19 protein-coding genes are annotated in these 23619 nt (G+C 62.8%); 7 read left to right on the forward strand and 12 right to left on the reverse strand.

Annotated features, from left to right (window positions below; all coding sequences use genetic code 11):
- Positions 1 to 45 precede the first annotated feature (45 nt).
- Entirely contained in the window at positions 46 to 4656 is a 4611-nt protein-coding gene (locus K7431_RS25355; RefSeq protein ID WP_148270888.1) for a DUF4329 domain-containing protein, read from the forward strand.
- A gap of 17 nt (positions 4657 to 4673) precedes the next feature.
- On the opposite strand, the gene K7431_RS25360 is transcribed toward K7431_RS25355, so the two are convergent.
- From K7431_RS25360 to K7431_RS25400, 9 genes are all read right to left on the reverse strand, one after another.
- Positions 4674 to 5684: a FecCD family ABC transporter permease gene (locus K7431_RS25360; RefSeq protein ID WP_012721974.1), complete on the reverse strand. Its 1011-nt coding sequence runs from the start codon at positions 5682 to 5684 to the stop codon at positions 4674 to 4676.
- Complete coding sequence (locus K7431_RS25365) at positions 5681 to 6628, reverse strand: ABC transporter substrate-binding protein (RefSeq protein WP_012721975.1); 948 nt, start codon at positions 6626 to 6628, stop codon at positions 5681 to 5683. Before K7431_RS25365 ends, K7431_RS25360 begins: the two co-directional genes overlap by 4 nt.
- Positions 6625 to 7407, reverse strand: a complete 783-nt coding sequence (locus tag K7431_RS25370; RefSeq protein WP_012721976.1) for an ABC transporter ATP-binding protein — start codon at positions 7405 to 7407, stop codon at positions 6625 to 6627. The genes K7431_RS25365 and K7431_RS25370 overlap by 4 nt, the downstream gene beginning before the upstream one ends.
- Before the next feature lie 43 nt (positions 7408 to 7450).
- On the reverse strand, positions 7451 to 9559 hold the full coding sequence (locus tag K7431_RS25375; RefSeq protein WP_012721977.1) for a TonB-dependent receptor: 2109 nt from the start codon (positions 9557 to 9559) through the stop codon (positions 7451 to 7453).
- 150 nt (positions 9560 to 9709) lie between these two features.
- Entirely contained in the window at positions 9710 to 11092 is a 1383-nt protein-coding gene (locus K7431_RS25380) for a PepSY-associated TM helix domain-containing protein (protein ID WP_012721978.1), read from the reverse strand.
- Positions 11093 to 11162: 70 nt separating this feature from the next.
- On the reverse strand, positions 11163 to 13223 hold the full coding sequence (locus tag K7431_RS25385; protein WP_043204709.1) for a TonB-dependent copper receptor: 2061 nt from the start codon (positions 13221 to 13223) through the stop codon (positions 11163 to 11165).
- Between the two features lie 93 nt (positions 13224 to 13316).
- Complete coding sequence (locus tag K7431_RS25390; protein ID WP_012721980.1) at positions 13317 to 13706, reverse strand: DUF2946 domain-containing protein; 390 nt, start codon at positions 13704 to 13706, stop codon at positions 13317 to 13319.
- 11 nt (positions 13707 to 13717) lie between these two features.
- Complete coding sequence (locus tag K7431_RS25395; RefSeq protein ID WP_012721981.1) at positions 13718 to 14200, reverse strand: copper chaperone PCu(A)C; 483 nt, start codon at positions 14198 to 14200, stop codon at positions 13718 to 13720.
- Between the two features lie 46 nt (positions 14201 to 14246).
- Positions 14247 to 14642: a DUF2946 domain-containing protein gene (locus tag K7431_RS25400; protein ID WP_012721982.1), complete on the reverse strand. Its 396-nt coding sequence runs from the start codon at positions 14640 to 14642 to the stop codon at positions 14247 to 14249.
- Between the two features lie 568 nt (positions 14643 to 15210).
- Here K7431_RS25400 and K7431_RS25405 point away from each other — a divergent pair.
- Positions 15211 to 15459: a DUF6124 family protein gene (locus tag K7431_RS25405; protein ID WP_043204711.1), complete on the forward strand. Its 249-nt coding sequence runs from the start codon at positions 15211 to 15213 to the stop codon at positions 15457 to 15459.
- Between the two features lie 119 nt (positions 15460 to 15578).
- Here the strand turns inward: K7431_RS25405 and K7431_RS25410 are convergent, their stop codons facing one another.
- Both K7431_RS25410 and K7431_RS25415 read right to left on the reverse strand, forming a co-directional pair.
- Complete coding sequence (locus tag K7431_RS25410) at positions 15579 to 16298, reverse strand: cobalt-precorrin-6A reductase (protein ID WP_012721984.1); 720 nt, start codon at positions 16296 to 16298, stop codon at positions 15579 to 15581.
- The gene (locus K7431_RS25415; protein WP_012721985.1) at positions 16295 to 17500 is read right to left on the reverse strand and encodes a bifunctional cobalt-precorrin-7 (C(5))-methyltransferase/cobalt-precorrin-6B (C(15))-methyltransferase; all 1206 of its coding nucleotides are present in this window, start codon (positions 17498 to 17500) and stop codon (positions 16295 to 16297) included. The genes K7431_RS25410 and K7431_RS25415 overlap by 4 nt, the downstream gene beginning before the upstream one ends.
- Positions 17501 to 17538: 38 nt before the next feature.
- On the opposite strand from K7431_RS25415, the gene cobG reads away from it, so the two are divergent.
- The 5 genes from cobG to K7431_RS25440 all read left to right on the forward strand — a co-directional run bounded on the left by cobG (position 17539) and on the right by K7431_RS25440 (position 22888).
- Positions 17539 to 18885 carry a precorrin-3B synthase gene (gene cobG / locus K7431_RS25420; protein ID WP_012721986.1) on the forward strand — a complete coding sequence of 449 codons (1347 nt, stop codon included), beginning with the start codon at positions 17539 to 17541 and terminating at the stop codon, positions 18883 to 18885.
- Complete coding sequence (locus K7431_RS25425; RefSeq protein WP_012721987.1) at positions 18878 to 19504, forward strand: precorrin-8X methylmutase; 627 nt, start codon at positions 18878 to 18880, stop codon at positions 19502 to 19504. The genes cobG and K7431_RS25425 overlap by 8 nt, the downstream gene beginning before the upstream one ends.
- Positions 19504 to 20235 carry a precorrin-2 C(20)-methyltransferase gene (locus K7431_RS25430; protein WP_012721988.1) on the forward strand — a complete coding sequence of 244 codons (732 nt, stop codon included), beginning with the start codon at positions 19504 to 19506 and terminating at the stop codon, positions 20233 to 20235. The genes K7431_RS25425 and K7431_RS25430 overlap by 1 nt, the downstream gene beginning before the upstream one ends.
- Positions 20235 to 21872 carry a precorrin-3B C(17)-methyltransferase gene (cobJ, locus tag K7431_RS25435; RefSeq protein ID WP_012721989.1) on the forward strand — a complete coding sequence of 546 codons (1638 nt, stop codon included), beginning with the start codon at positions 20235 to 20237 and terminating at the stop codon, positions 21870 to 21872. The genes K7431_RS25430 and cobJ overlap by 1 nt, the downstream gene beginning before the upstream one ends.
- Positions 21873 to 22108: 236 nt before the next feature.
- Complete coding sequence (locus K7431_RS25440; protein ID WP_043204712.1) at positions 22109 to 22888, forward strand: hypothetical protein; 780 nt, start codon at positions 22109 to 22111, stop codon at positions 22886 to 22888.
- On the opposite strand, the gene K7431_RS25445 is transcribed toward K7431_RS25440, so the two are convergent.
- Entirely contained in the window at positions 22885 to 23481 is a 597-nt protein-coding gene (locus K7431_RS25445; RefSeq protein ID WP_003171467.1) for a MarC family protein, read from the reverse strand. The two genes, K7431_RS25440 and K7431_RS25445, sit on opposite strands and share 4 nt — an antisense overlap.
- Between the last annotated feature and the right edge of the window lie 138 nt (positions 23482 to 23619).

Consider the following 23619-nt stretch of genomic DNA (forward strand, 5'->3'; position numbering starts at 1 on the left):
GGCCAGGATGGCCCGTACTTTTATCCCTATTGCCAGTGAATGCCCATGGAAAATACTCCGGTAAATCCGCCCGCCTCCCGTGCGGAACTTCCCCCTCTGAGCCCGCCCTTTGTCACGCCTGATGATGCCGCCCGCTGGGCACATGAGCGCATTGCTCGCCACAGCCGTGACCGCGAGTACGGTGGGGCGATTTTCAAACGCGGTGGTCGGTTCTACGCCACCGAGCCGGTGCCGGACCAACACGTCATGTTCGATCACACCTTGATATTGCCCACCGATAAGAATGGCGATTTCGTGCTGCCCGAAGGCTATATGGGCGAGGCCTATTACCACTCCCATCCGCTGGCGCCCGATGAGGTCGCGCGGCAGAACCCTGGGATGACAGGCTCACAGGTAGTGATTTTCCAGAGCCTTTTTTCCATTCCCGACATGAGGTTTATCGTCGAACACCGAAAGACGGCACGCGCGCATTACCTGTCTGGGCCGAACGGCAGTTTGCTCAAGTATGTGAGCAGTGACTCGACCCAGGAACAGACCCTTTACCAGCAATGGACCGGCAAACTGCCGATTGAACAGTCCAGCGTTTTCGAACATCTGATCTGGCTGCTCGCCGAGGCGGGAGAGTTGCGCGTGATCGAGCCCATTGCCGAGTGGGGGGGTGTGCGTGGCAAGGTCACGCGGGCCTGGAAAGTCGGCAAGCCGGTCGCTCTGCCAGGCACCGTTCGGGAGCAACCCGCCTTCACTCAGGTGTTTGGCCGTGCTGAACTGGCTGTTCTGAGTGCCCTGGCGAATGCGCCGACAGCAGTGCCCGCTCGCACAATGGGGGTTGTGCTCAAGCACACCCAGAGTGAGGGTTATGTCGCCACCTATCCGCAGGCAACGGGTCAGCCGCTGTTCGCGCTCGAAGGCCTGTTCCCCAAGCGCCCGGACGGCAAGCCGAGGTTGCCTTCGCAATTGCGGCTCGAGGCGATTTATTACACCTCCAGGCCGGATGAAACCGCGTTTCCCAAAAGAGAGCCTTGGTTATACGCGCACTTTTTCACGCCTGCGGAAATGGTCGCGGCCATCACCCAATCGCGCCTGACCGCGGGTATTCAAGACAAAGCCCGCGGCCTTGCGCTGTACATGAAGGCGGAGGACGGTGCTCTGTTGCGGTTCAAACTGCCGGGTCTCGCTGAACACACCCGCCTGGCGCTGGTGCAAAGTGATGGTGTGCTCAACGACAACGGCGCTCAGGCAGCGCTCCTGGCGGGGACCCTTAGGCCGCGTGAGTACGTGCGTCGGGTGCTGGCCGCCGGTGACCTGTCGGTGGTGCAGCCCGGCGAACTGTGGCGCTATGAAGGTCTAGTGGATGACCGTTCGACGCTGTTGACCTCGTTTTATGAGGTGACGCTCAGTCGATCCTTTTTGTCGGCCGTCGACGCGGCGGTGCATGCCCACGAGCAGATCGGCCATCGACGCGATCGCTATTACGGCGGCTACTTGCTCAAGGGAGAGGACGGCCGATTTGTCATTACCGAACCGCTTGAAAGCGACGCAAACCCCTTCGACAAACCGTTGTTTTTCCCGGCAGGGGGCAAGGGCCCTTTGATCCCGCCGGAGCTCTATCAGTTACACGGTCGTTATGGTTCTCATCCGGCCTTGTCCATGGTTGACCCGGCCTGGGTCGAGCAGCGTGGTTGGACGCGGGATGATGCAATGATCAACATGCAGGCGTTTGCCGATGATGAAATCCGTGAGGTCATCCGGCAAAAGCGCGTGGCGTTCCTGTCGGGCTCTCAGGGGTGTTTACTGTCTTACACCCCGAACTCGTCGTCCCACGAACAGGTGCTCCTGGCGAACGTGGCGCCACAGGCTGGCGGCAGCCGAATCCGCCAGCACCTGAGCAGCGGCCTCATCACGCCCACTCAGTGGGTAACCCGCCTGGCCGAGGCGGGTGATTTCAAGGTCATTGAAGACAATGCGTTGTGGGGGCCACGCTCGGTGGTCTACAGCGACTGGACACCCAATTTCAGCTACGCCCCCAGGTCGGGTGCGCCGGATTACGCCACGTTCGGGGCGCTCTTTGGCAGTGCCGATGAGGCTGCCCGCAACCTGCATGCCCGGGTTCATGGCCGTAGTCTTGCCCATCAATCCTGTTTTAGCTTCATTCTCAGGCACCCGAAAAGCGACGAGTTCGTCGCCTCGCAGGTGGTTGGCGTGAGTGCCCGCTACGCGCTTTTCAACCTCAACAGTGTCTTTGCCTCCTCCGAAAAGCCCGGCGACTTCCGCTTTCCCGAGGGGTTTGTGCTGCATGCACTCTTCCGTTCCCAACAATGGCAGCCCACAGGCCTGGGGGCCGCTGACTCATGGCTTGCCCGCTATTTTGTGCAGCCTGGCGAGCTGTACGCCGCGCTTTATGACGCCAAGCGTCGGGGGGAGAAATACAACGACGGGCAGTACCTGCCGATTTATTTCTCGACCGACGAAGGCGCATTGCTGCGGTATGTGTCGTTGCCGTTTCAATTGGGCGGTGGGGGGCCGCTGGAGCGAAACCTCGAGGACACCATTGCGCAATTGAACTCCGGTGCCAAGACACCCGTGGAGTTCGTCAGGGAGACGGCCAAGCGGGGTCAGCTGACGGTCCTGCGGACCAGCCAGTATTGGGACAAGGAAGGCCTGGTTTCCCCGGATTGGAACGGTTACTCGGCCATGATACGTCGCCGCCTTGGCCCCACCTTTGCCAGTGCCGATGATGCCGCGCGCCATGCGCAGGCGTTGGTGGGCACGGTTCGGCAGCGGGCTTACGGTGGGGTGGTATTACGCCTCGCCAATGGTGCTTTTACCGCGACCGACCCACTGGCAGTGCCTCCCCAAGGGTTTGCCCGGAACTGGATTTACCCTGACGAAGCCATTTCGCAGGGGTTATATCCAGGCGGCGCTTCTATCGTCGCGCGCTATCGCTCGCGGTTGGACGTGGAGGTCGAGCTTTTGTTGGCCGCAGCACAAAAAGCCGTTTACAAAAGCATGCTGCCCAGCGCGGTGTTGGCGTATCTGTTGCTGCATGAAACGCAGGTCAAGCGCGAATACCTGTTCGGCCCGGATGGCTCGATTCTCAGCTATCAGCGCACGGACTCCGCCGAAGAGGCCGCTCTTAGAAGTCGCCTGGCTCCGCTGAATGCGGTCAGGGGCGATTACGCCGACAATTTTGTCGAACAGCAAATACGCCAGGGGACGCTGCTGCCTGCGGAGTTTGTGACCGAGGTCGCCAAGGCCGGTGACCTGCGGGTGATCAGTGGCAGCGTGCTGTGGGGGCCGGCGAGGTTACTGGTAGACACGTTCGTCTGGAATGTTGAGCAACCGCCGGCGCGGGAGATCCGCCAGGCATTGGCCGACCCACTGTGCAGCCCGTTGTATACCCGGGCCATCGATGCGGTACGCGCCCTGCAGTTGGGGTCGACCACGCCAGCGCAACTGACCTTTGGCTACGTGCTCAAATCAGCCAAAAAGCAGCGCTATATGGCGACTGCGCCGTTGGCCCGTGAGAGCTTCGTCAAGCTTGAGCAAGTATGGGTTGCTGGCCAGTTACCTCAAGGCTACGTGTGGGATGGCCTGTATTTGCAGGCGCCGACCGTCCAGGCGTCCAGTCTTGAGGGTGAAATGGCCAAGCACTTTTTTTGGCCGCAGGAGGTGGTCAACGCACTCAGCGCTGCAAAACGCTTTGGCAATGGCCGGGTGCTGACGCTGTACTTGATGTGCGCCGACGGTGCGCTGCTGCAGTATGACTTTGAGCGCAGTGCGTTGTTGTTCGAGATGCTCAACCAGGCGCCGCGCCTTCGCGCGAGCCTGCTCGATGGTTCGCTGAAGATGCAGGATTATGTCCGCAGTCTTGCGGCACGGGGGGACATGCAGGTTTGGGTGCGCAGCCCGATATGGGCCAGTGTCGGGAAGGTGGGGCTGGACTGGTCACCTAAAGTCGTGACGGGCCACTCGGACAGCGGGCCGTACGCTCATCTGTTTTGCGATGCGTTGTATTTCTATGCCGATGACGCCGCCCGCTCCGCGCAAAAGCGGGTGGGGCGCTTCAATGGCATCGAGTACCTGGGGGCGGTACTGGTGCCGCCGGATGAGTCCGGCTTTGTGGCACTGGAGCCGGTGGAGGATCGGTCACTGCCGTTTCCGGGGAGCCTGGCGCGTTTGTTTCGTCTCGCCGGCTTTGGACTCAACCTGACGAATGCCTACGCCCTGTACTTTTACAACATCGCCGCGATCCAGGCGTTTTATAAAGTCATCCCTTCAACCACCAGCCTGGAGGCGAAGGACCTGCGTTTGCTCAAGCGCTTCGCGTCGCTGGATGACTGGCGGCGTTATGTGTCGATTGTAAGAACCAACCTACCGGTGGCCGAGAGCTGCTACCTGGTCTGTCGCGAGGGCGCATTACTCAAGTATGTCCCTGGCCATACGCAGGAGGAGAGTGCGCTGCTCGGCCCAGGCCTGGCCCCTGATCCCAGTGTGCTGGTGGAGCGAATGAGGCGTGTGGGTAACCTGTCGGTATTGGAAACCGATGACTTCTGGACCCGCCGTGGCGTGTTGGGGCCTGACTGGCCCCACAACGGTGTGCAATCGCTGCCGGATACCGATGACACGCTGTATGGCCGCGACAAGGATGAACTGTGACGCGTGACCGGTATGACTCAACGCTTGCGCATCAAGCCAATGAAGAACAGCCCGCCAATCGCTGCCGTGGCGACGCCGATCGGTAGATCCTCGGGGGCGATCAGGGTGCGTGCGGCCACATCCACCCACACCAGGAACAGGCTGCCCAGCAGTGCGCACACCGGCAATAAGCGCCGGTGCTCGGCGCCCACCAGGCGGCGGGCAATGTGCGGCACCATCAGCCCGACAAAACCGATGGAGCCGCTGATGGACACCAATACGCCGGTCATCAATGAGGCAATCAGGAAGACGTTCAGGCGGACGGTGCGTGCGTTCAGGCCAAGGGTCACGGCCGTCTGTTCACCGGCCATCAGCGCGTTCAGCGGGCGGGCCATGCCGAGCAGCAGCACCAGCCCGAGCAGCACGCTCGCGGCGGGGATGGCCAGCAGCTCCCAGCGCGCCAGGCCCAGCCCGCCAAGCATCCAGAACATCACCGCCGACGCGGCGCGATGATCGCCCATGAACAGCAAGAGATTGGCGGCGGCCATCATCACAAACGACACCGCCACGCCGCACAGCAGCAGGCGATCACTCTCCAGCCGACCGTTGCGAATGGCCACCGCCAGCACCACCAGCATGCTCGCGAGTGCACCGACAAACGCAGCGATGGGCAGGGTCAGCAGGCCGATGACTTCACCCACATGCAACACCACGATCACGGCGCCCAACGTGGCGCCGGAGGTGACACCGAGCAGGTGCGGGTCGGCCAGCGGGTTGCGCGTGACTGCCTGCAACACCGCGCCGATCAAGGCCAACCCCGCGCCGACCAAGACACCCAGCAACAGGCGCGGCACGCGGATCAGCCACACGATAGGTTCCTGCCCGGCCGACCAGGTTGCCTCGCCGATGCCAAAGGTCTTGTACAGCAGGATTCGCCCCACTACCTCCACCGGCACCCGCGCCGGGCCGAAGCCCAGCGAGACCACGCAAGAAACCAGCAACACCGTGCCAAGGGCGACGAGCAGCAGGGCGTAGCGACGCGTGATCATTCGCCGTGGAACCCCTTGGCCAGGGTTTCAACGGCCAGCACGTTGTCGATGCCCGGCGTGGCCTGCACGTAAGGGATGACGATAAAGCGCTGGTTCCTGATCGCGTCCACGGCTTGCAAGGCCGGGTTGTTCAGCAGGAATTGCTGTTTCTGTTCGGCGGTGATTTCGCTGTAGTCGACGATCACGATCACTTGCGGGTTGCGCTCCACCACGGTCTCCCAGTTGATGCGGGTCCAGCTGGCGTCGACGTCATCGAGGATGTTGCGCCCGCCGGCTGCTTCGATCAGCGCCTGGGGCATGCCCAGACGGCCGGACGTCATGGCGCGGTCTTCACCGCTGTCGTAAAGGAACACCCGAGGCTTATCGGCCGGCAGGTCCTTTTGCACGTCGGCGACCTGTGCCTGCATCTGCGCGATCAAGGCAGTGGCGCGGTCCTGCACATCGAAGATTTTGCCCAGGTTGCGCAGGTCGTTATAGGTGTCGTCCAGAGTGGCGGCCGGGCGCTTCATCACAAAGGCGCACGACTCGGTCAACTCATACACGTTGATGCCCAGCGGTTGCAGGGTGTTCGGCGTCAGGTCGCCGCCCACTCGCATGCCGTAGTCCCAACCGGCGAAGAAAAAGTCCACGTTGGCATTGAGCAGGGTTTCCACCGACGGGTACTTGCTCGCCAGCTCTGGCAAACCATCGAGCAGGTGCGCCATTTCCGGCGTCACCGACTTCCAGCCGGAGACCCCGCTGTAACCGGCCATGTGCGACTTGAGGCCCAGGGCAAGCATCATCTGGGTCATGTTGATGTCGTGGCTGACCGCGTGTTTCGGGGCTTCCTGGAAGGTCACGTCACGGTTACAGCTCTTGATGGTGACGGGGTAGTGGGTCGCTTCGGCGAACGCCTCGGCGGCGCTGAACAGCAAGGTAACGGCAAGCAGAGCGCGCAGGATCATGGTGGGGTTATCCAGGTGATTCGGGGGTAGTCGGACAAGGGGTGGGTGTCGATCAGTGCTTCGACGCCAAACACGTCGCGCAGCAAGGCGGCGGTGAGCACCTGATGCGGGGTGCCGCTGGCGACGATGCGCCCGTGGTTGATCACGTACAGGCGATCACAGAATGCAGCCGCCAGGTTGAGGTCGTGGATGCTGGCCAGGGTGCCGATGTTCAGGCGTTTGACCAATCGCAGCAGCTCCAGTTGATAGCGCGGGTCGAGGTGGTTGGTGGGCTCGTCGAGGATCAGCAGTTGCGGTTGCTGGGCCAACGCGCGAGCCAGAATGACGCGTTGTTTTTCACCGCCGGAGAGGGTGGCGAACGCGTGGTCCTCAAAGCCCTGCATGCCGACCGATTCCAGGGTCTGCTGAATCATCTTCTGGTCGTGCAGCGTGTCACCATCGAACAGGCCTTTGTGGGGCGTGCGGCCCATGGCGACCACCTCATCCACCCGCAGGCCGAAGGCGTCGGGGAATTCCTGCAAGACCACCGCGATGCGCTGCGCACACCATTTGGCGCTCTGCTTCCACACGTTCTGATGCGCAAGCCATACGTCACCCTGCGCAGGCCTGCTGAACCGATAGGCGCAGCGCAACAGACTGGTCTTGCCGCTGCCATTGGGCCCGATCAGCCCGACAAACTCCCCGGCACCGACCTGCAGGCTGGCGTCACGCAGGTGGAACTGGTGATGGCAGTGGCCGGCAGGTGACCAGTTGAGGCCGGTGAGGGTGAGTGAAGTCATCAATGCTCTCAAGTCCACCACAGTGGAACGGTGTTTTGGTCATTTAGAAGGTGTAGTCCGCTGTGGCGAAGAGGGCGCGCGGCTCACCGAGGATCCATTGTTGGCCGTCGTTGTACTGGCTGACGGCGTAGGTGCGGTCGAACAGGTTGTTCAGCTGCAGGCCCAGGGTGGTGTTGCGCATAGCGTTCCACGACACGCTGGCGTCGACCACGGTGTAGCTCGGCAGCTCGTTCTGGTTGGCCATGTCGGCGTAACGCGCGTCGACATAACGCACGCCGGCACCCGCGCGGATGTCCTCGGTCACGGCCTTGCTCAGCCACAGGTTGGCGGTGCGGCGCGGTACGTCCACCGGGCGGTTGCCGTCGCGGGACACTTGCACGCCGCCGAGGTCCTGTTTGAAGTCGTCGTACTGCGCATGGACGATGGCCGCGTTGGCTTGCAGTTGCCAGGCGTGTGGCAGTTGCAGGTCGAGGCTGGCTTCCAGGCCACGTGATGATTGTTGGCCGACTTGCTGCTTGAGGTCCGGGTCGCCCGGCACGTCGGTGAGCAGTTTCTTCTTGACGATGTGATACGCCGCCAACGTCCATTCGCCGCGCTGGTCCCAGAAGGCCTGCTTGATGCCGACCTCGGTCTGCTTGGCGGTGGACAGGTCGAACTGCTGCTGGCCTGGGCTCAGGGAAATCAGGCCGCCAACACCGTCGGTGCTGGTGGCGTACTGGCCGTATACCGAGGTATCGGGCGTGATCGCGTAGACCAGGCCGGCCTTCCAGTTGTTGCCGGTGAGGGTTTTGTCGCTCTGGCTGCCGTCGCGCAGATCATCGCGGTCCACATGGGCGTAGTCACGACGGATGCCGGTGATCAGCGACAGTGAGTCGGTGAGTTGCAAACGGTTTTCCGCGAAGCCGGCGACGGTTTTAGTGGTGGTGGCGAACAGTGGCTTGAACGCGTTCTGGCTGTCGAACGCGGCGGGTGCCGGGTGATTGATATCGATAGGCTGACCACTCGCCAGCACGTCGTTGAACGGCGAGTTACTGGCCAGGCGGAAGCGGATGCGGTTGTATTCCACACCGGTCACGGTCTGGCTGTCGAGGCCGAACAGCGTGTGTTTGAAGGTGAAGGTCTGACGGTCGCCCACCTGTTCCTGATTGTGCTTGATGCCGAAATTACCGCTGCGAGTGAGCTGGCCGTTGGTGAAGTTGTAGTTCTCGGCGTTCTGCCAGCGGCGCTGGTTTTTCAGGTAAAACAATTCGTTGGTGGCGCTGACGCTGTCGTTGATCTGCCACTCGCTGGTCAGGCGCGTCCACTGGTCGTTGTAGTGCTGGGTGTCGTTGCTGACGTTGTAGTTTTTGTCGCGCAGACCCTTGTGCAACTGGCCGTTGATCAGTGGCGTGCCGAAGTAGTTTTGCGGACGCTGGTCGCCGTAGTCGCTGGCCAGGGTGACGCTCAAATTGTCCGCCGCCTGCCAGCGCAGGGCGCCACTGACGAAGTCGCTGCTGGCGTCGCCACGGTCGATGAAACCATTGCTGCGCAGGCGATTGAGGTTCAGGCGATAGCTCAGGGTGTCGGTCAGCGAACCGCCGCTGTCCAGGGCTTGTTGCTGGCGGTCGTAAGAGCCATAGCCCAGGCGGAGGTGGTTTTCGATCTCGCCTTCAAACGGCTTTTTCGGCACGGTATTGATCACCGCACCCGTAGCGCCTTCGCCGTACAGTACCGAGGCCGGGCCGCGCAGCACATCCACGCGTTCCACCGACCAGGTGTCTACCGGGAAGGTCGACGTGCCCATGCCCATGTACATGCGGTTGCCGTCGTACAACTGCATCACCGAGCCCTGGCCTGTGAAACCACGGGCTGACAACGACGTGCCGCCATCGCCCGGCGTGCCGGTACGGCTGATACCGGTGGCGCGGGAGATTGCGTCCTGAACACTGGCATCGCCGCGTGCGCGGATCTGCGCGCCGGTCTGGCTCTCGACACTGCCGGGGGTTTGCAAGGCCGTGAGATTCAAGCGCGAACCGGCGGTGGTCGGGGTGTTGAGGTCGACGTGTTCGTCGTCCACGGCGGTGGCGGTGACAGGGCTGGCGGGCAAGGTCAGGGCCTGGGCGCTGTTATGCAGGGCGAGCAGGCACAGGCTGGACGCGAGGTACTTGTTCATCGGTCGGTCAGTCTTCTTGGAGGGGTACTCGCCGCAGGGCGCGGCGAGCAACGATAACGCAGAAAGTGTTATAAGTTAACACTTGTTCGCTGCGAGACAAAAGTCCGCGCAAGGCTACAGAAGGGCTCTGTACCGGGCATCTCGCCTGTTTCATGCCGAACCTGAGGCAGATTCACGTTGGCCAAAAAAGCGTGACAGCACCAAGCAATCCAGCGCCCACACGAGGATCAGAGAGGCCCCCACCAGCGGGAAAATGATCGCGAGGGCGAGCATGATCACCATCGCGGTTTTCCACTTCGGCAGGTCATGCCGCAACGGCGGAACGCCCAGGCCGCCCGTTGGCCGGCGCTTCCACCAGATCACCACGCCACTGACCGCACTGAGCAGAATCATCAGGCAGATCAGCAGCACGATCAGTTGATTGACCCAGCCGAACATCTTGCCTTCGTGCAGCATCACGCCTGTCTCGGTGGCGCGGGCGACGGTGTTGTAGTGCGCCCAGCGCACATCGGCCAGGACCTTGCCGGTGTACTGGTCCACATGCAGGGTGGCGTCGTTGCGTGGATCGTTGGCAAACACCGCAACGGTGAACACGCCCTCGGCCGTGGTCGGGAAGGTGATGCTGTAGCCGGGCTCGACCTTGCGCGCGGTCGCCAGGTCGACCACCTGTTGCAGGCGCAAGGTGGGCGCGGCCGGCGCTGAGTGCATCGCGCCGTGGTTCATGTGTTCGGCATGGTCGCCGGACATCGGCATCGGCGTGTTTTCCAGGGCCCAGGGCACGGTCTGTTGCGTTGCGGTATTGAGCACTCGCGCCTGCTGGTCGGACTGCGGCACGTTGTTCCACATGGCCGCCGGGAACCTGTTCCACAAGTCGGCGTATTGCTTACCCCAGAAGCCGGTCCAGGTCATGCCGCTGAGCAGCATCACCAGCAGCAGCGACGCGCCCCAGAAGCCCGTGACCGCGTGCATGTCGCGCCAGAACACCCGGCCGCGACTGCTGAACCTTGGCCACAGCACACCCGCCGAGGACTTGCCCCGCGGCCACCACAGGTACAGGCCCGACACCACCAGCATCACGCCCCAACCGGCGGCGAGTTCCACCAGGCGATCGCCGAGGGTGCCGATCATCAGCTCCCCATGCAGCGCGCGGGCGATGGCTTGCAGGTTGTATTTGGCGTCCTGCTCACCGAGTACGGTGCCGCGATACGGGTCGATGAACACCGTCACTTCGCGGCCGCCGTTGTGCATCACGAATTGTGCGCTGCGGGTGGCGTCGGCCGGCGGCAGGTACTTGCTGATCACGCCGTTGGGGTAGGCGGCCTGGGCGCGTCGCAGTTGCTCGTCGGCGCTCAGGGCGTGTTCGGCGGTTTGGACCTTGAGCAGGTCGCCGTACATCAGCGGGTCGAGCTGAGGTTTGAACAGGTAGATGATGCCGGTCAGGGCCAGCAGCACCATGAAAGGGGCGACGAAGAGGCCGGCATAGAAATGCCAGCGCCAGGCCAGGTTGTAGAAGGATACTTTTTGAATGCTCATCGGGGGCTCCGCAAGGCTTTGAGTTTTTTGTGTCTGGTCGGCCGTCATCGGGGGCTTGCCCCCGATGCTCTTAGAAGCTCATGTCGACTTTGGTCCAGAGGGTTCGGCCTGACTCCTTGATGGCCTGCGGGTCACTGGCCGGGTAGCCGAACCCGGCGTTGCCGGCCAGGTTCAGGTGCTCGGCGTAGGCCTTGCCGAACAGGTTGTCGACGCCAGTGCTGACCTTGAAATGTTTATTGAGGCGGTACGCCGCGTTCAGCGAGAACACGCCAAAGCCGCCGCTCTTGTCAAAGTCCTTGCCGACCACGTTGCCCTTGTTCTGATCGATGCGATTTTGCGCCGCGACCACGCGCCATAACGCGCCGGCACTCCAGTCGTCTTCGCTGTAGGTGAGGCCAAGGCGTGCGTCCAGCGGCGGCATTTGCGGCAGCGCCTTGCCGTCGCTGCTGTTCTTGCCCCAGGCGTAGGCGAGGGTGGCGTCGGCCTTCCAATTGCGCGTCAGTTTGTACGCCGTGCCCAGTTCGCCGCCCATGATGCGTGCGTCGACGTTGCGCGCCTGGGAAGTGGTACCCATCATCCCTGGCCTGTAGTCGAACAGGATGAAGTCCTGCACCCGGCCGATGTAGCCCGAGGCCCAGGCTTCAAGCGCCTCGGCTTTGTATTGCGCGCCGAAGTCGAGCTGGGTGGTCTTCTCCGGCTTCACGCCGTCGAAGGCATTCACCGAACCGACCGCGCCGGTGTTGGGGGAAAACAGCTCCCAATAATCCGGGAAACGCTCCGAGTGGCCCAAGCCCGCGTAGAGGGTGGTGGGGCTGTCGGCCAGGTCGTGTTCATAGCGCGTAAAACCTGATGGCAAGGTGTCGGCGCGGGTGGCATCGGCGGTCGGGTTGGTGCGGGCGCTCATGCCGGAACCGGTGGTTTGCCGGAAGTCCTTGGCCGAGGCGCGATCCAGGCGTGCGCCCGTGATCAAGCGGTCACGGTCGGCGGCGTACCACGTGAGTTCGCCGAACACGCCGTAGTTGTGGAAGTTGGCGTCCTTGACCTTGGGCAAGTCCTTGTAGGTGTCGATGCCCATGCTGCTGCGCTGGCGGTGTTCATTGGTCTGCGCGTCCAGGCCGCTGATCAACTGCACATCGGCCCAGCGCCAGGTGGCCTTGATCCGCGCGCCGAGGGTGCGCCGGTCGACGTTAGAGGCCATCGGCCCGGCCATCATCCCGGTGCCCGACGGTGTGCGCAGGCTGTAGTTGTCCATCACATGGTCGGCGTAGTTGTAGTAGACCTGGGCTTCGACCTTGTCCAGCACGTCGCCGATGTTGGATTTTTCGAAGCGCAGCCCCAGGCTTTCACGCAGGAACTGCGAGCCGTCCATGCCACGCCCGGCGTAGCGTGCTTCGCCATCGCCACGGCCAGCGGTGAGTTCCAGCAGGGTGTCGGCATCGGGGGTGAAGCCGACCGCCACATCACTGTTCCACTTGTCGTAGCGCGAGGCGACGGTGTCGTTGTTGCCGTCCTTGTAGTCATCGGCATGGGCCTGGTTGCCGATTACCCGTACATAGCCCAGCGGCCCACCGGCAGCGGCATCGATGACTTTGTCGAAGCGCCCGTTGGAACCGGCCAGCACACTGGCATTGAGGCGCGTGCCCAACTCGCCGAATTGCTCCGGCTCGCGCTCGAACAACACGGTGCCGGCGGAGGCGCCGGGGCCCCAGAGTACGGTTTGCGGGCCTTTGATCACGGTGAGCTTGTCGTAGGTTTCCGGCGAGATGTACGAGGTGGGGGCGTCCATGCGGCCGGGGCAGGCGCCGAGCATCATGCTGCCGTTGGTGAGGATATTCAGGCGTGAGCCAAACATGCCGCGCAGCACCGGGTCGCCATTGGTGCCGCCATTACGCACCAGAGCGAAGCCGGGGATGGTCTTGAGGTAGTCGCCGCCATCGCTGGCGGGCACCGGCTGGCGTGGGTCCTTGGGGTTGGTGATCACGGTCAGTGGCGAGCTGGGGGCGATCGCGGTGATCACGGTGGGGCTCAGTTCATGCTCGTCAGCGTGAACCTGGGGAGCCAGTAATGCGCCGCATAAGGCAGCGAGCACGGGGGTACATCCCAAACGGGTGTCAGCAGAAAACCTGGACATGACAAATTCCATCAATCAATCGTAAACAACACGGCCAGCAGCCTGCGGCTGTCTGTCTAAAGTCGGCCGGGGTGAAGTAACGGTGTGAAGGGCTTACGAGGCGATGGGCGGCGCGCGGCTGCGGGCGCCGGGGAAGATGCTCTGCCGGGCATGACCCAGGCGCGTGGCGGGGGTGAGGGCATTGGCCGGTGGCGGGCTGCTCAGGGTAAAGGTTGAAATGCCACCGGGCAGGGCGGGGCAACTGTAAAGCAGGTCGCAATAGCCGCACTTGGACCAGAGGGCGTGGTGTTCGTCAGGGGCTTTCTTGTGATGGGCTTCGCCGTGCTCCATCGGCATGTCCATCGACATACCGGCGTGATGGTCCATCGGCATCGCTTGGGAAATCAGCGGACCGATAAAGATCATTAGCATGGCGAACAGGCTGATCCAACTGCCGCGTTTCAGGCGGGAGTGTGGGGATAACCTGGCGCGAGGGGCGCCCATCGAGTGTCAGTCTATTGAGGGTGTTTGTGCTCGTGGCCAGCCATGGGCGGCACTTTCTGCACCGACACTTCCACCTCGACCTTGCCGGCTTTTTCGAAGGTCAGGGTCAGTGGGAATTGCTTGCCGTCGGCCAACAGGCTGCGGTCTTTGAGACCCAGCAGCATCACGTGATACGCCATGGGCGCGAAGGTCAAATCACCCTTGGCCGGTACCGCCACGCTCGGCACTTGTTGCATCTTCATCAAGTCGCCCTGCATGACATGCTCATGCAGCTCGGCCTTGTCCGCCACGGGCGTCTCGACGCTGAGCAGGCGGTCCGGGCTTTCACCGGTGTTATGGATGACAAAATAGGCCGCGACAGTCGGCGCATTGGGCGGCAACTCCTGGGACCAGGGTTCACGGATCTCCAGTTCGCCGGCCTTGTAGTCCTCGGCATTGGCAGCACTGAACACCGGCAGCAACAACGCAGCCAGAAGCAGGGAAGATTTGAGCATGGCAGTTCTCCAGAACGGTTCTAAACGCAGTTCACTTGCGAAGAAATCAGGCCGTTGGAGAGGCGCGGGGGTTAAGGCTTGGCCATTGCTGGCGCGGTGTGGGCGTTTGCAGTTGGGGCGGCGGCAAGCTCTGCACGGCGTCGAAGCGCGTGAAATACAACTGCGGCACATGCCCCGGCAACGCCACCAACGGCGCCGAGCCGGAGCAACACCAGCAATGCTGCATGGTGGAGTGATCGTCCTGCTGCGGCGCCGGGATTTCCAGCTTGCCCAGGGCAATCGTCTTAAGGCTCGCGCCATTGGACGAGCAGAAACTGCCCCACAGCAATTGCTTGACCGGGTCATCCGCCTGCTGCATCGCACTGGCCATCGGCATGGCAAAGGCGTTGAACAGCACTGCAAGGCAGGCGATCCAGGCGATTGCAAAGCGGTGACGGGCCATGGCGGACAATCCGTAGGGTTAAACGATCAGGAGGGTATTTAGCCTGATCGGGGGGGATAAGTAAAAAGGGTGGGTGTGGTTTGGTGTCGCAGTGACTGGTTTGAGGATAGACGGGTAATCGAGTGGATGCCGATCTTCAACGCTGCACAGTTCAAATGTGGGAGGGGGCTTGCCCCCGATGGCGGTGGGTCAGCCACTGATTTGTTGACTGGGCTGACGCTATCGGGGGCAACCCCCTCCCACATTTGGCCGGTGTTCGGCAATGAATAGGGGCAAGCAGAAATATCCGACAGGCCTTTAAGGTTGTCCCTAGGACACTCAATCTCTAGTCTCCGTACACCGCAGCAAACTCAGCGGTCGGGCGTCGCGGCCCGAACGGATCAAGCATTGCCTCCTTTCAGTTGACGCTTTTTTATCGTCTACTGTGCGGCGCTATGGTGGCTGTGCGCGGGATACCTTCGGGTATGCCGGCTTCCTTGATCTCCGGTCCGCGAACCTGCGTACAGCTGCCACCCCTATCGCGTCGCGGCGATGAGTGGCAGCTCCACTTAGATTAAGGAGCTTCACAATGATCAAACCCACCCCAAATCCCCCCGTCCGGCTCTTCACCGTAGCCGACGGCTTCAGCACCGAAGACCTGCTGGTCAACCTCAGCGAAACCCTCGCCTCGGCCAATGCGCTGAGCTGTGATCTGGCGTTTGACCTGGAAGGCTCGAAACGAGAGGAATTGCTCGGCGTTGCGCAGTTGATTGAGCTGGCGCTGCTGCTGGCTGATCGTGTGCATGATGGTGTCGGGCAAACGAAAAACGCTGCGTGATGATGCAGTTCTAAAGGTGGGAGGGGGCTTGCCCCCGATTACGGTGTGTCAGTCTATACATCTGTGAGTGATCTACCGCTATCGGGGGCAAGCCCCCTCCCACATAGAATCGATGGTGTTTAGAGAGTGGTGATTGCCTGTAGAACCGCAGGCACAGTAGTGAATTCTCGATCCACTGCTGCCAACACCGGCCGCTTCAACACCAACACCGGCACCCCAAGCTCCCTTGCCACTTCCAGCTTCGGCTCCGTCGCGGTGCTACCACTGTTCTTGCTGATCAGCACATCAATCCCGCGCCGTTCGAACAACGCGCGCTCATCCTCGATCAAAAACGGCCCCCGCGCGCCGATCACTTCACACCGCTCATTCCCCGGATACACATCCAGCGCGCGCAGCGTCCAGAACTGCTCCGGCGGGATTTCATCCAGATGCTGCAACGGCTCGCGGCCCAAGGTGAATAGCGGGCGTTTGAACGGCTTCAACGCTTCAATCAACGACGCCCAATCACTGACCTCGCGCCAATCATCCGCCGCCTGCGGCTGCCACGCCGGGCGGCGCAATGCCCAGCAGGGCACGCCGCAAGCGCTTGCAGCCTCGGCGGCATTGCGGCTGATCTGCGCGGCATACGGATGGGTCGCGTCGAGAATCAGACTAATCCCCTCATTCCGTACAAACCGCGCCAACCCCTCAGCCCCACCATAACCGCCGACCCGCACCTGGCAGGTCAGGTCGGTGGGCACGCGCCCAACCCCGGCCAGGCTATAGATATGTTCCGGGCCCAATGTACGAGCGATGGCCAGCGCTTCAGTCACGCCGCCCAGCAGAAGAATGCGCGTCATAGCGGCTTGACCACTTCCAGCAAGGTAATCGGCAACGCCTGGCGCCATGTATCGAATTCCCCCAACGGCTGCGCCTGAGCGATATGGATGCGCGTCAGTTCGCCGCCATGCTGCGCACGCCAGTTCATCAAGGTCATTTCACTTTGCAGGGTCACGGCGTTGGCGACCAACCGTCCGCCCGGTCGTAGCTGTTGCCAACAAGTATCGAGCACACCGTCACGGGTCACGCCGCCGCCGATGAAGATGGCGTCCGGTGCTTCCAGGCCAAGCAATGCAGCGGGGGCCTTGCCGCGAATCAGTTGCAGGCCGGGCACGCCAAGGGCGTCGCGGTTGTGTTCGATCAGGCCTTGGCGGCCTTCATCGGCTTCAATCGCCAGCGCGCGACAACTGGGATGCGTGCGCATCCATTCAATCCCAATGGAGCCGCTGCCCGCACCCACATCCCACAGCAGTTCGCCGGGCATCGGGGCGAGGCGGGCAAGGGTCATGGCGCGCACATCGCGTTTGGTCAGTTGGCCGTCGTGCTTAAAGGCTGAGTCCGGCAAACCTGCAAGACGCGACAGGCGCGCAGTATGGGCGTCGGCCAGGCAGTCGATGGCGACGAGGTTCAAATCGGCGACCGAGGTGTGTTCCCACGAGTGCGCCAACCCGTCGATGCGCTGTTCATCCGCGCCGCCCAAGTGTTCAAACACAGACACACGGCTAGCACCGAACCCGGATTCGCTTAGCAGCGAAGCAATCAACGCCGGGCTGCGGCCATCATTGCTCAACACCAACAACCGCACCCCACTGGCCAGGTGCGCATTCAGCGCCGCCAGCGGCCGGGCCACCACGGATAACGTCACCACCTCCTGCAACGGCCAACCCAACCGCGCCGCCGCCAACGATACCGACGAAGGCGCCGGCAAAATCAGCAGCTCATCCGCCGCCACCTGCCGCGCCAAACTCGCCCCCACGCCATAGAACATCGGATCGCCACTCGCCAGCACACACACCGGCTCCCCGCGTCGCGCCAGCACCGGCTCCAGCGAAAACGGGCTCGGCCACACCTGGCGCTCGCCACGAATACACACCGGCAACAGGTCCAACTGGCGCTGACCTCCTATAATCCGCGTGGCGCGCAACAGGGCATGCCGGGCATTCCTGCCCAGCCCCTTGAAGCCGTCTTCACCGATGCCTACAACCGTCAGCCAGGGCGACATATGGATTCCTTGAACGACATCCGACGGGCAGGCTTTTCATGCCGCCGGACAAAGCAGGCATAATACCGCGCCTTTACCTGCAAACCGGTAGCCCCGTGAACCCAACGCCCGCTGTGAATACCTTGCGCCCCTCGGCTTGTCCGGGGTTGCTGCGTATCGTCCAGGCGTTGGATGGCGGCATTTGCCGGATCAAACTGGCCGGTGGTTCGATCACCGCAGCGCAAGCCCGCGCGGTGGCGGGTGCGGCCCAGGCCTATGCCGGCGGGGTGATCGAGGCGACCAACCGCGCCAACCTGCAGATTCGCGGGATCGGCGCCGAAGAGGACGCCTTGATCGCCAGGCTGCTGGCCGCCGACCTCGGGCCCCGCAACGCCGCCGGTGACGACGTACGCAACCTGATGCTCAGCCCCAGCGCCGGTATCGACCCGCAGATGCTGTTCGACACCCGGCCGCTGGCCGATGAAATCCTCGCCACCCTGCAAACTCATCCGCGTTTTCATCAGCTGTCGGCCAAGTTCGCCGTGCAACTGGATGGCGGTGAAGCGCTGGCGATGCTCGAACATCATCATGATCTGTGGCTCTCGGCGTTCGTGCGCAATGGCGAGACGCTCCTCGCGTTCGGCCTGGCCGGTTGCCCTGGGCTGGATGCACCGTTGGCGGCCGTGCCATTGGAGCAGGGCCATGCGCTGGTGGTGGCGGTGCTGGAGGCGTTTCTTGACCTCGCCACCCCGGAACACACCCGCATGCGTCATCTGCCTGTGGATAACCTGCTGAGCCGTTTGCACCTGAAGCTACTGCCGGTCGACGGCTTCAATCGCCCGCCCAGTGGTGCTTTGCTGCACCTTGGGACTTATCCACAGGCGCAAAAAAATCAGTCCTATGTCGCTGCCATCGCACCCTTGGGCCGCCTGGATTCGGCGATGCTCACGGGCGTCGCACAACTCGCCAGCGAGTACGGCGACGGCACCTTGCGTTTCACCCCTTGGCAGGGCGTGCTGCTGCCCAACGTTGAAAAGCCTCACGCCGTGACCGAGCGCCTGGCGCAACTGGGCTTCCTCTGCTCAGCTGACCAACCGCTGGCGCGCATGACCGCCTGCACGGGTTCCAGCGGCTGCGGCAAAGGCCTGGCCGACACCAAGGCGGACGCCCAGCAACTGGCCGCGCTCGACCCAGGCGTCGACGTGCACGTGTCCGGCTGCCCACGTTCCTGCGCCGCGGCGCACGTTGCGCCGGTGACGTTGCTGGCAGTGAGTCCCGGCCACTACGACCTCTATTTCCGCGATGCAGCCCACCCAGGGTTTGGCCGGCTGCACGCGCGCACCCTTTCTATTGAAGCGACGGGCGCCTTGCTGCGCGCTCGCCCACGGAGCAACACCGATGATTGATTACATCCGCGACGGTCAGGAGATCTACCGCAACTCCTTCGCCATCATTCGCGCGGAAGCCAAGTTGGACCGCATCCCGGCCGACTTGGAAAAACTCGCGGTGCGCGTGATTCATGCCTGCGGCATGGTCGAGGCCATCGACGGCCTGCAGTTCTCCGAAGGTGCGGGCAAGGCCGGGCGCGATGCGCTGGCTGCCGGCGCGCCGATTCTGTGTGATGCGCGGATGGTCTCTGAAGGCGTGACCCGCGCGCGCTTGCCGGCTAACAACCCCGTGATCTGCACCTTGCGTGACGACAGCGTCCCTGACTTGGCGCGCGAGTTGGGCAACACCCGTTCCGCTGCTGCGCTGGAGCTGTGGCGCCCGCACCTGGAAGGCAGCGTGGTGGTGATCGGCAACGCGCCGACCGCCTTGTTCTACCTGCTGGAAATGCTCGATGCCGGCGCACCGAAACCGGCGTTGATCCTCGGCTTCCCGGTCGGCTTTGTGGGCGCCGCCGAATCCAAGGCGATGCTGGCCGCCGACAGCCGTGGCGTGCCGTTCGTGATCATGCAGGGCCGCCTGGGCGGCAGTGCCATGGCCGCCGCCGCCGTGAATGCCCTGGCCACGGAGGTCGAATAATGCAGGCACGCGGACGTTTGATCGGCCTGGGCGTAGGCCCCGGTGACCCGGAACTGATCACCCTCAAGGCCCTGCGCCTGCTGCGCGAATCGCCGGTGGTGGCGTACTTCGTGGCCAAGGGCAAAAAAGGTAATGCCTTCGGCATCATCGAAGACCACCTGGTGCCGCAACAGACGCTGATGCCGCTGGTGTACCCGGTGACCACCGAGGTATTGCCGGCGCCGATGTCCTACGAGCAAGTGATCAGCGACTTCTACGACGCCGCCAGCGTCGACGTTGCCGCGCATCTGGACGCCGGCCGCGATGTGGCGGTGATCTGCGAAGGCGACCCGTTCTTCTACGGCTCCTACATGTACCTGCATGACCGCCTCGCCGAACGCTACGACGCCCAGGTCATCCCTGGCGTGTGTTCGATGCTTGGCGGCGCCTCGGTACTGGGCGCGCCGTTGGTGTATCGCAACCAGAGCCTGTCGGTGCTCTCGGGCGTGCTGCCCCATGAGGACCTGAAGCGCCGTCTGGCGGACGCCGATGCGGCGGTGATCATGAAGCTGGGGCGCAACTTCCCGAAGGTACGCCAGGTGCTGGAAGAACTCGGCCTGGCCGAGCGCGCGTTGTATGTGGAACGCGCCACCATGGCCAACCAGAAGATCGTGCCGCTCGATCAGGTGGAGCCGATGTCTTCACCGTACTTCTCGCTGATCATCGTGCCCGGTGAACGGTGGAAAGGTTGATGAGCCCGGCGATTGTCATCCTCGGCCAGGGCAGCCTGGCCACTGCGCGCAAGATCCAGCAGGTGTACCCCGGCGCCCTGATCCACGGCCTGGCCGGGCGTGTTGAAGGCGCGGACCAGACTTACAGCGAGTTCGGCGCGACCCTGCGCCAGCTCTATCAACACGGCACGCCGCTGATTGCACTGTGCGCTGCAGGTATCGTGATCCGCACCCTCGCGCCGCTGCTGCTGGAAAAGGGCGAAGAGCCTGCCGTGCTGGCCGTGGCCGAAGACGGCAGCGCCGTGGTGCCGCTGCTCGGTGGCCTCGGTGGTGTGAACGTCATGGCGCGGGACATTGCCGCTGCGCTGGACGTGGCCGCTGCGATTACCACCAGTGGCGAGCTGCGGTTTGGCACCTGCCTGCTCAACCCGCCCAAGGGGTATGAGCTGGCCGATCTGGAGCTGGGCAAGCGCTTCGTCTCGGACCTGCTGGCCGGCGAACGTGTGCGCATCGAAGGCGCGGCGCCCTGGCTGGACCAGGCCAACCTGCCCCAGGATCAGCAGGCACGCCTGGCGATTCACGTGGGCAGTGCCGAGCGTGTACCCGCCGCCAATGAATTGCTGATCTATCCGAAGAACGTCAGCGTGACCTGCCAGCCCGGCGCGCAACTGGCACAGCGTGTGCGCACGGCATTGCATGAGGCCGGCATCGCTGTGCAATCCCTGGCGTGCCTGCTGGCCAGCGATACGCAGATGGCCGAAGCGTCGTTGCATGAGGCAGCGTTGGAACTGGGTGTGCCGTTGCGGTTTGTCAGCGCCAGCCAAGAGGCCGATATCGTTATTGACGTCGCTGAGCAGCCTTTGGACCTGTCGCGCGTCGGACGTCTGCGTGGTCGCCTCGCCGTGATCGGCCTGGGCCCTGGTGCCGCCGAGTTGATGGTGCCCGCCGTGAAGGCTGAACTGGCACGCTGCACCGACGTGCTTGGCTACGAAACCTACGTGCGCATGGCCGGTCCGTTCCGCGATGATCAGGTGCAGCACTGCACCGACAACCGCGAAGAAATGCAGCGCGCGCGTCACGCCTTCGAGTTGGCAGCCCAAGGTCGCTCGGTGGTGGTGGTGTCGTCCGGGGACCCTGGCGTGTTCGCCATGGCCGCTGCGGTGATCGAGGCCTTGCACGCGTCCAGCGACCCGGCGTGGCATCAGGTCGACCTGCAAATCCTGCCCGGTGTCTCGGCCTCCCTGGCCACCGCCGCCCAGGCGGGCGCGCCGTTGGGCCATGACTTCTGCGTGATGTCGCTGTCGGACAACCTCAAGCCTTGGTCAATCATCGAAAAGCGCCTGGACCTGGCGTCCCAGGCTGACCTGGCCTTGGCGTTCTACAACCCGATCTCGCGTTCGCGGCCATGGCAACTGGGGCGCGCGCTGGAAATCGTCGCCCTGCATCGCACGCCGCAAACGCCGGTGGTGCTGGGCCGCGATATCGGTCGCCCGGGGCAGACCCTGCGTGTGACCACGCTTGGGCAACTGACGCCGGAACAGGTGGACATGCGCACCATGGTGCTGATCGGCTCGTCCACCACCTGCACTTTCCCCCGTGCCGGTGGCGGTGAGTGGGTGTACACCCCGCGGTGGTACGGCGAGAAACCCGCGTCCTGAAAACCGCCGCTGGGCTGCCTGAAAGCGCCGAATGACGCAGGGATTTTCCTGATGTTGTTCGGCGCTTTTTCTTTTTATGGCGACGAAATCCGGAAGCTCGCCAGGCACCCAGCGTGATTGCTGGGTGCCAGGGTTTGACGGGCCGCACCAAGGGGGTTTTATCGCCTGGGAAACCCGTCAGGCAGTGGACTAGGGTGAACATAAGCCTCGAGTTGGGGTGCTTGTGGAGAATCAAAATGGAGCGACATCACAAAAGGATCAACAGTACAAAAAGGCGCAAGTTGATTGCCGCCTACAAGTTGCCGGGAGCGTCAGGCACGCAGGCGAACCTACCGCTGGACACCGAGGACAACTTCAACGCGGCGGTGGTCAACAACAGCGTCATCTCATTTGCCGAAGGGCTGTCCGGCCTGAATCGGGAATACATCCGTAAAAGCTACCTGCTGGCCAGCAGCTACGTCAGCGATGTGTTGAAAGTCCAACGCGGTACCGAGGTCTGGTACGAAGAATTTATCAAGGTGATGATCAGCCTGGGCTGGCTGCCGGTACGCAGCCGCTTCGAGCGGATCTCCCGTTCGGGAAAAGGCCTGACGGTGCAATTGGCGGCGCTGAATATCATGGCCGCGCTGTGGGCGGCTACGTCATTGTCCGGAACGCTGCTCACCGTGCTGCCGAAACTGGCGGCCGATGCGTTGGAGGCGTTGAAGCAGACGCCTGCGACTTTCGAGTTGTTCAAACGCAACAGTTCGGTACACCAAGGCGGTGATTTCGGCCTGGCGTCTTGTGCTGAAACCGATGGTGAACTGATGATGGTGCTGGTGACCTACAGCACCCACGGTGTGAGCAAACAGGTGGGGTTGCCGTTCCTGGAGTGGGACAGCTCTTCGTTCGAAGCCTTCAGCGGGCAGACCTGCCTGGTGCTGAACACCTCGGTGGTCAACGAAAAAACCATCCAACTGATGCGCGAGAGCGCGGGAGACAAGGTGCAACTGGCGATCGCCAAGTACCGGATCTAGGGCACGAGGTAGCCGCGTACCCCGGTGAAAATGATTTGCGCGGCGAGGGCGCACACGAACAAACCCATCAACCGGCTGACGATCTGCAAGCCCTGGTCACCGAGGATACGTTCGATGCGGTTGGACAGGTACAGCACCACACCCACCGTGAGGCTGGCCAGGGCGATGCTGAGGATGGCGGTGAGTTTGTCATCCCAGTGCGGTTGACTTACGCCCATCACCAGCAGTGCACCGATGGTGCCGGGGCCGACGGTGAGGGGGATGGTCAGCGGCACGATGGTCACGTCCTGCTGCACGTTGTCGGTCTGCACCGCCGACTTGCCTTGGGCCATGCCCAGGGCGGAGATGAACAGCACACTGCCGGCGCCGATGCGGAAGGCGTCGACGGTGATGCCGAACACACTGAAAATTACCCGGCCGAACAGGTAGAGCAACACGCTCGATACCAGGGTGGCCAGCGCCACTTTCCAGGCCAGGCGCCGCCGCTCTTTACTGGAGTAGCCACGGGTAAGGCTGATAAAGCAGGACAGCACGAAGAATGGGCTGTAGAGCACCAGCATTTTCAGGTAGACGCTGAATAACACGTGGAGCATGAAGGGCGGCTCGCGGGCGGAAAAAGTGTGGGCAGTCTATCAGGCGAAACAAATCAAATGTGGGAGCTGGCTTTTGTGGTGAGCGGGCTTGCCCCGCGCTGGGCTGCGAAGCGGCCCTAAAACCCAACGCCGCGGAGT

The sequence above is a fragment of the Pseudomonas fluorescens group sp. genome, assembly GCF_020093335.1.
GTDB lineage: Bacteria > Pseudomonadota > Gammaproteobacteria > Pseudomonadales > Pseudomonadaceae > Aquipseudomonas > Aquipseudomonas petroselini.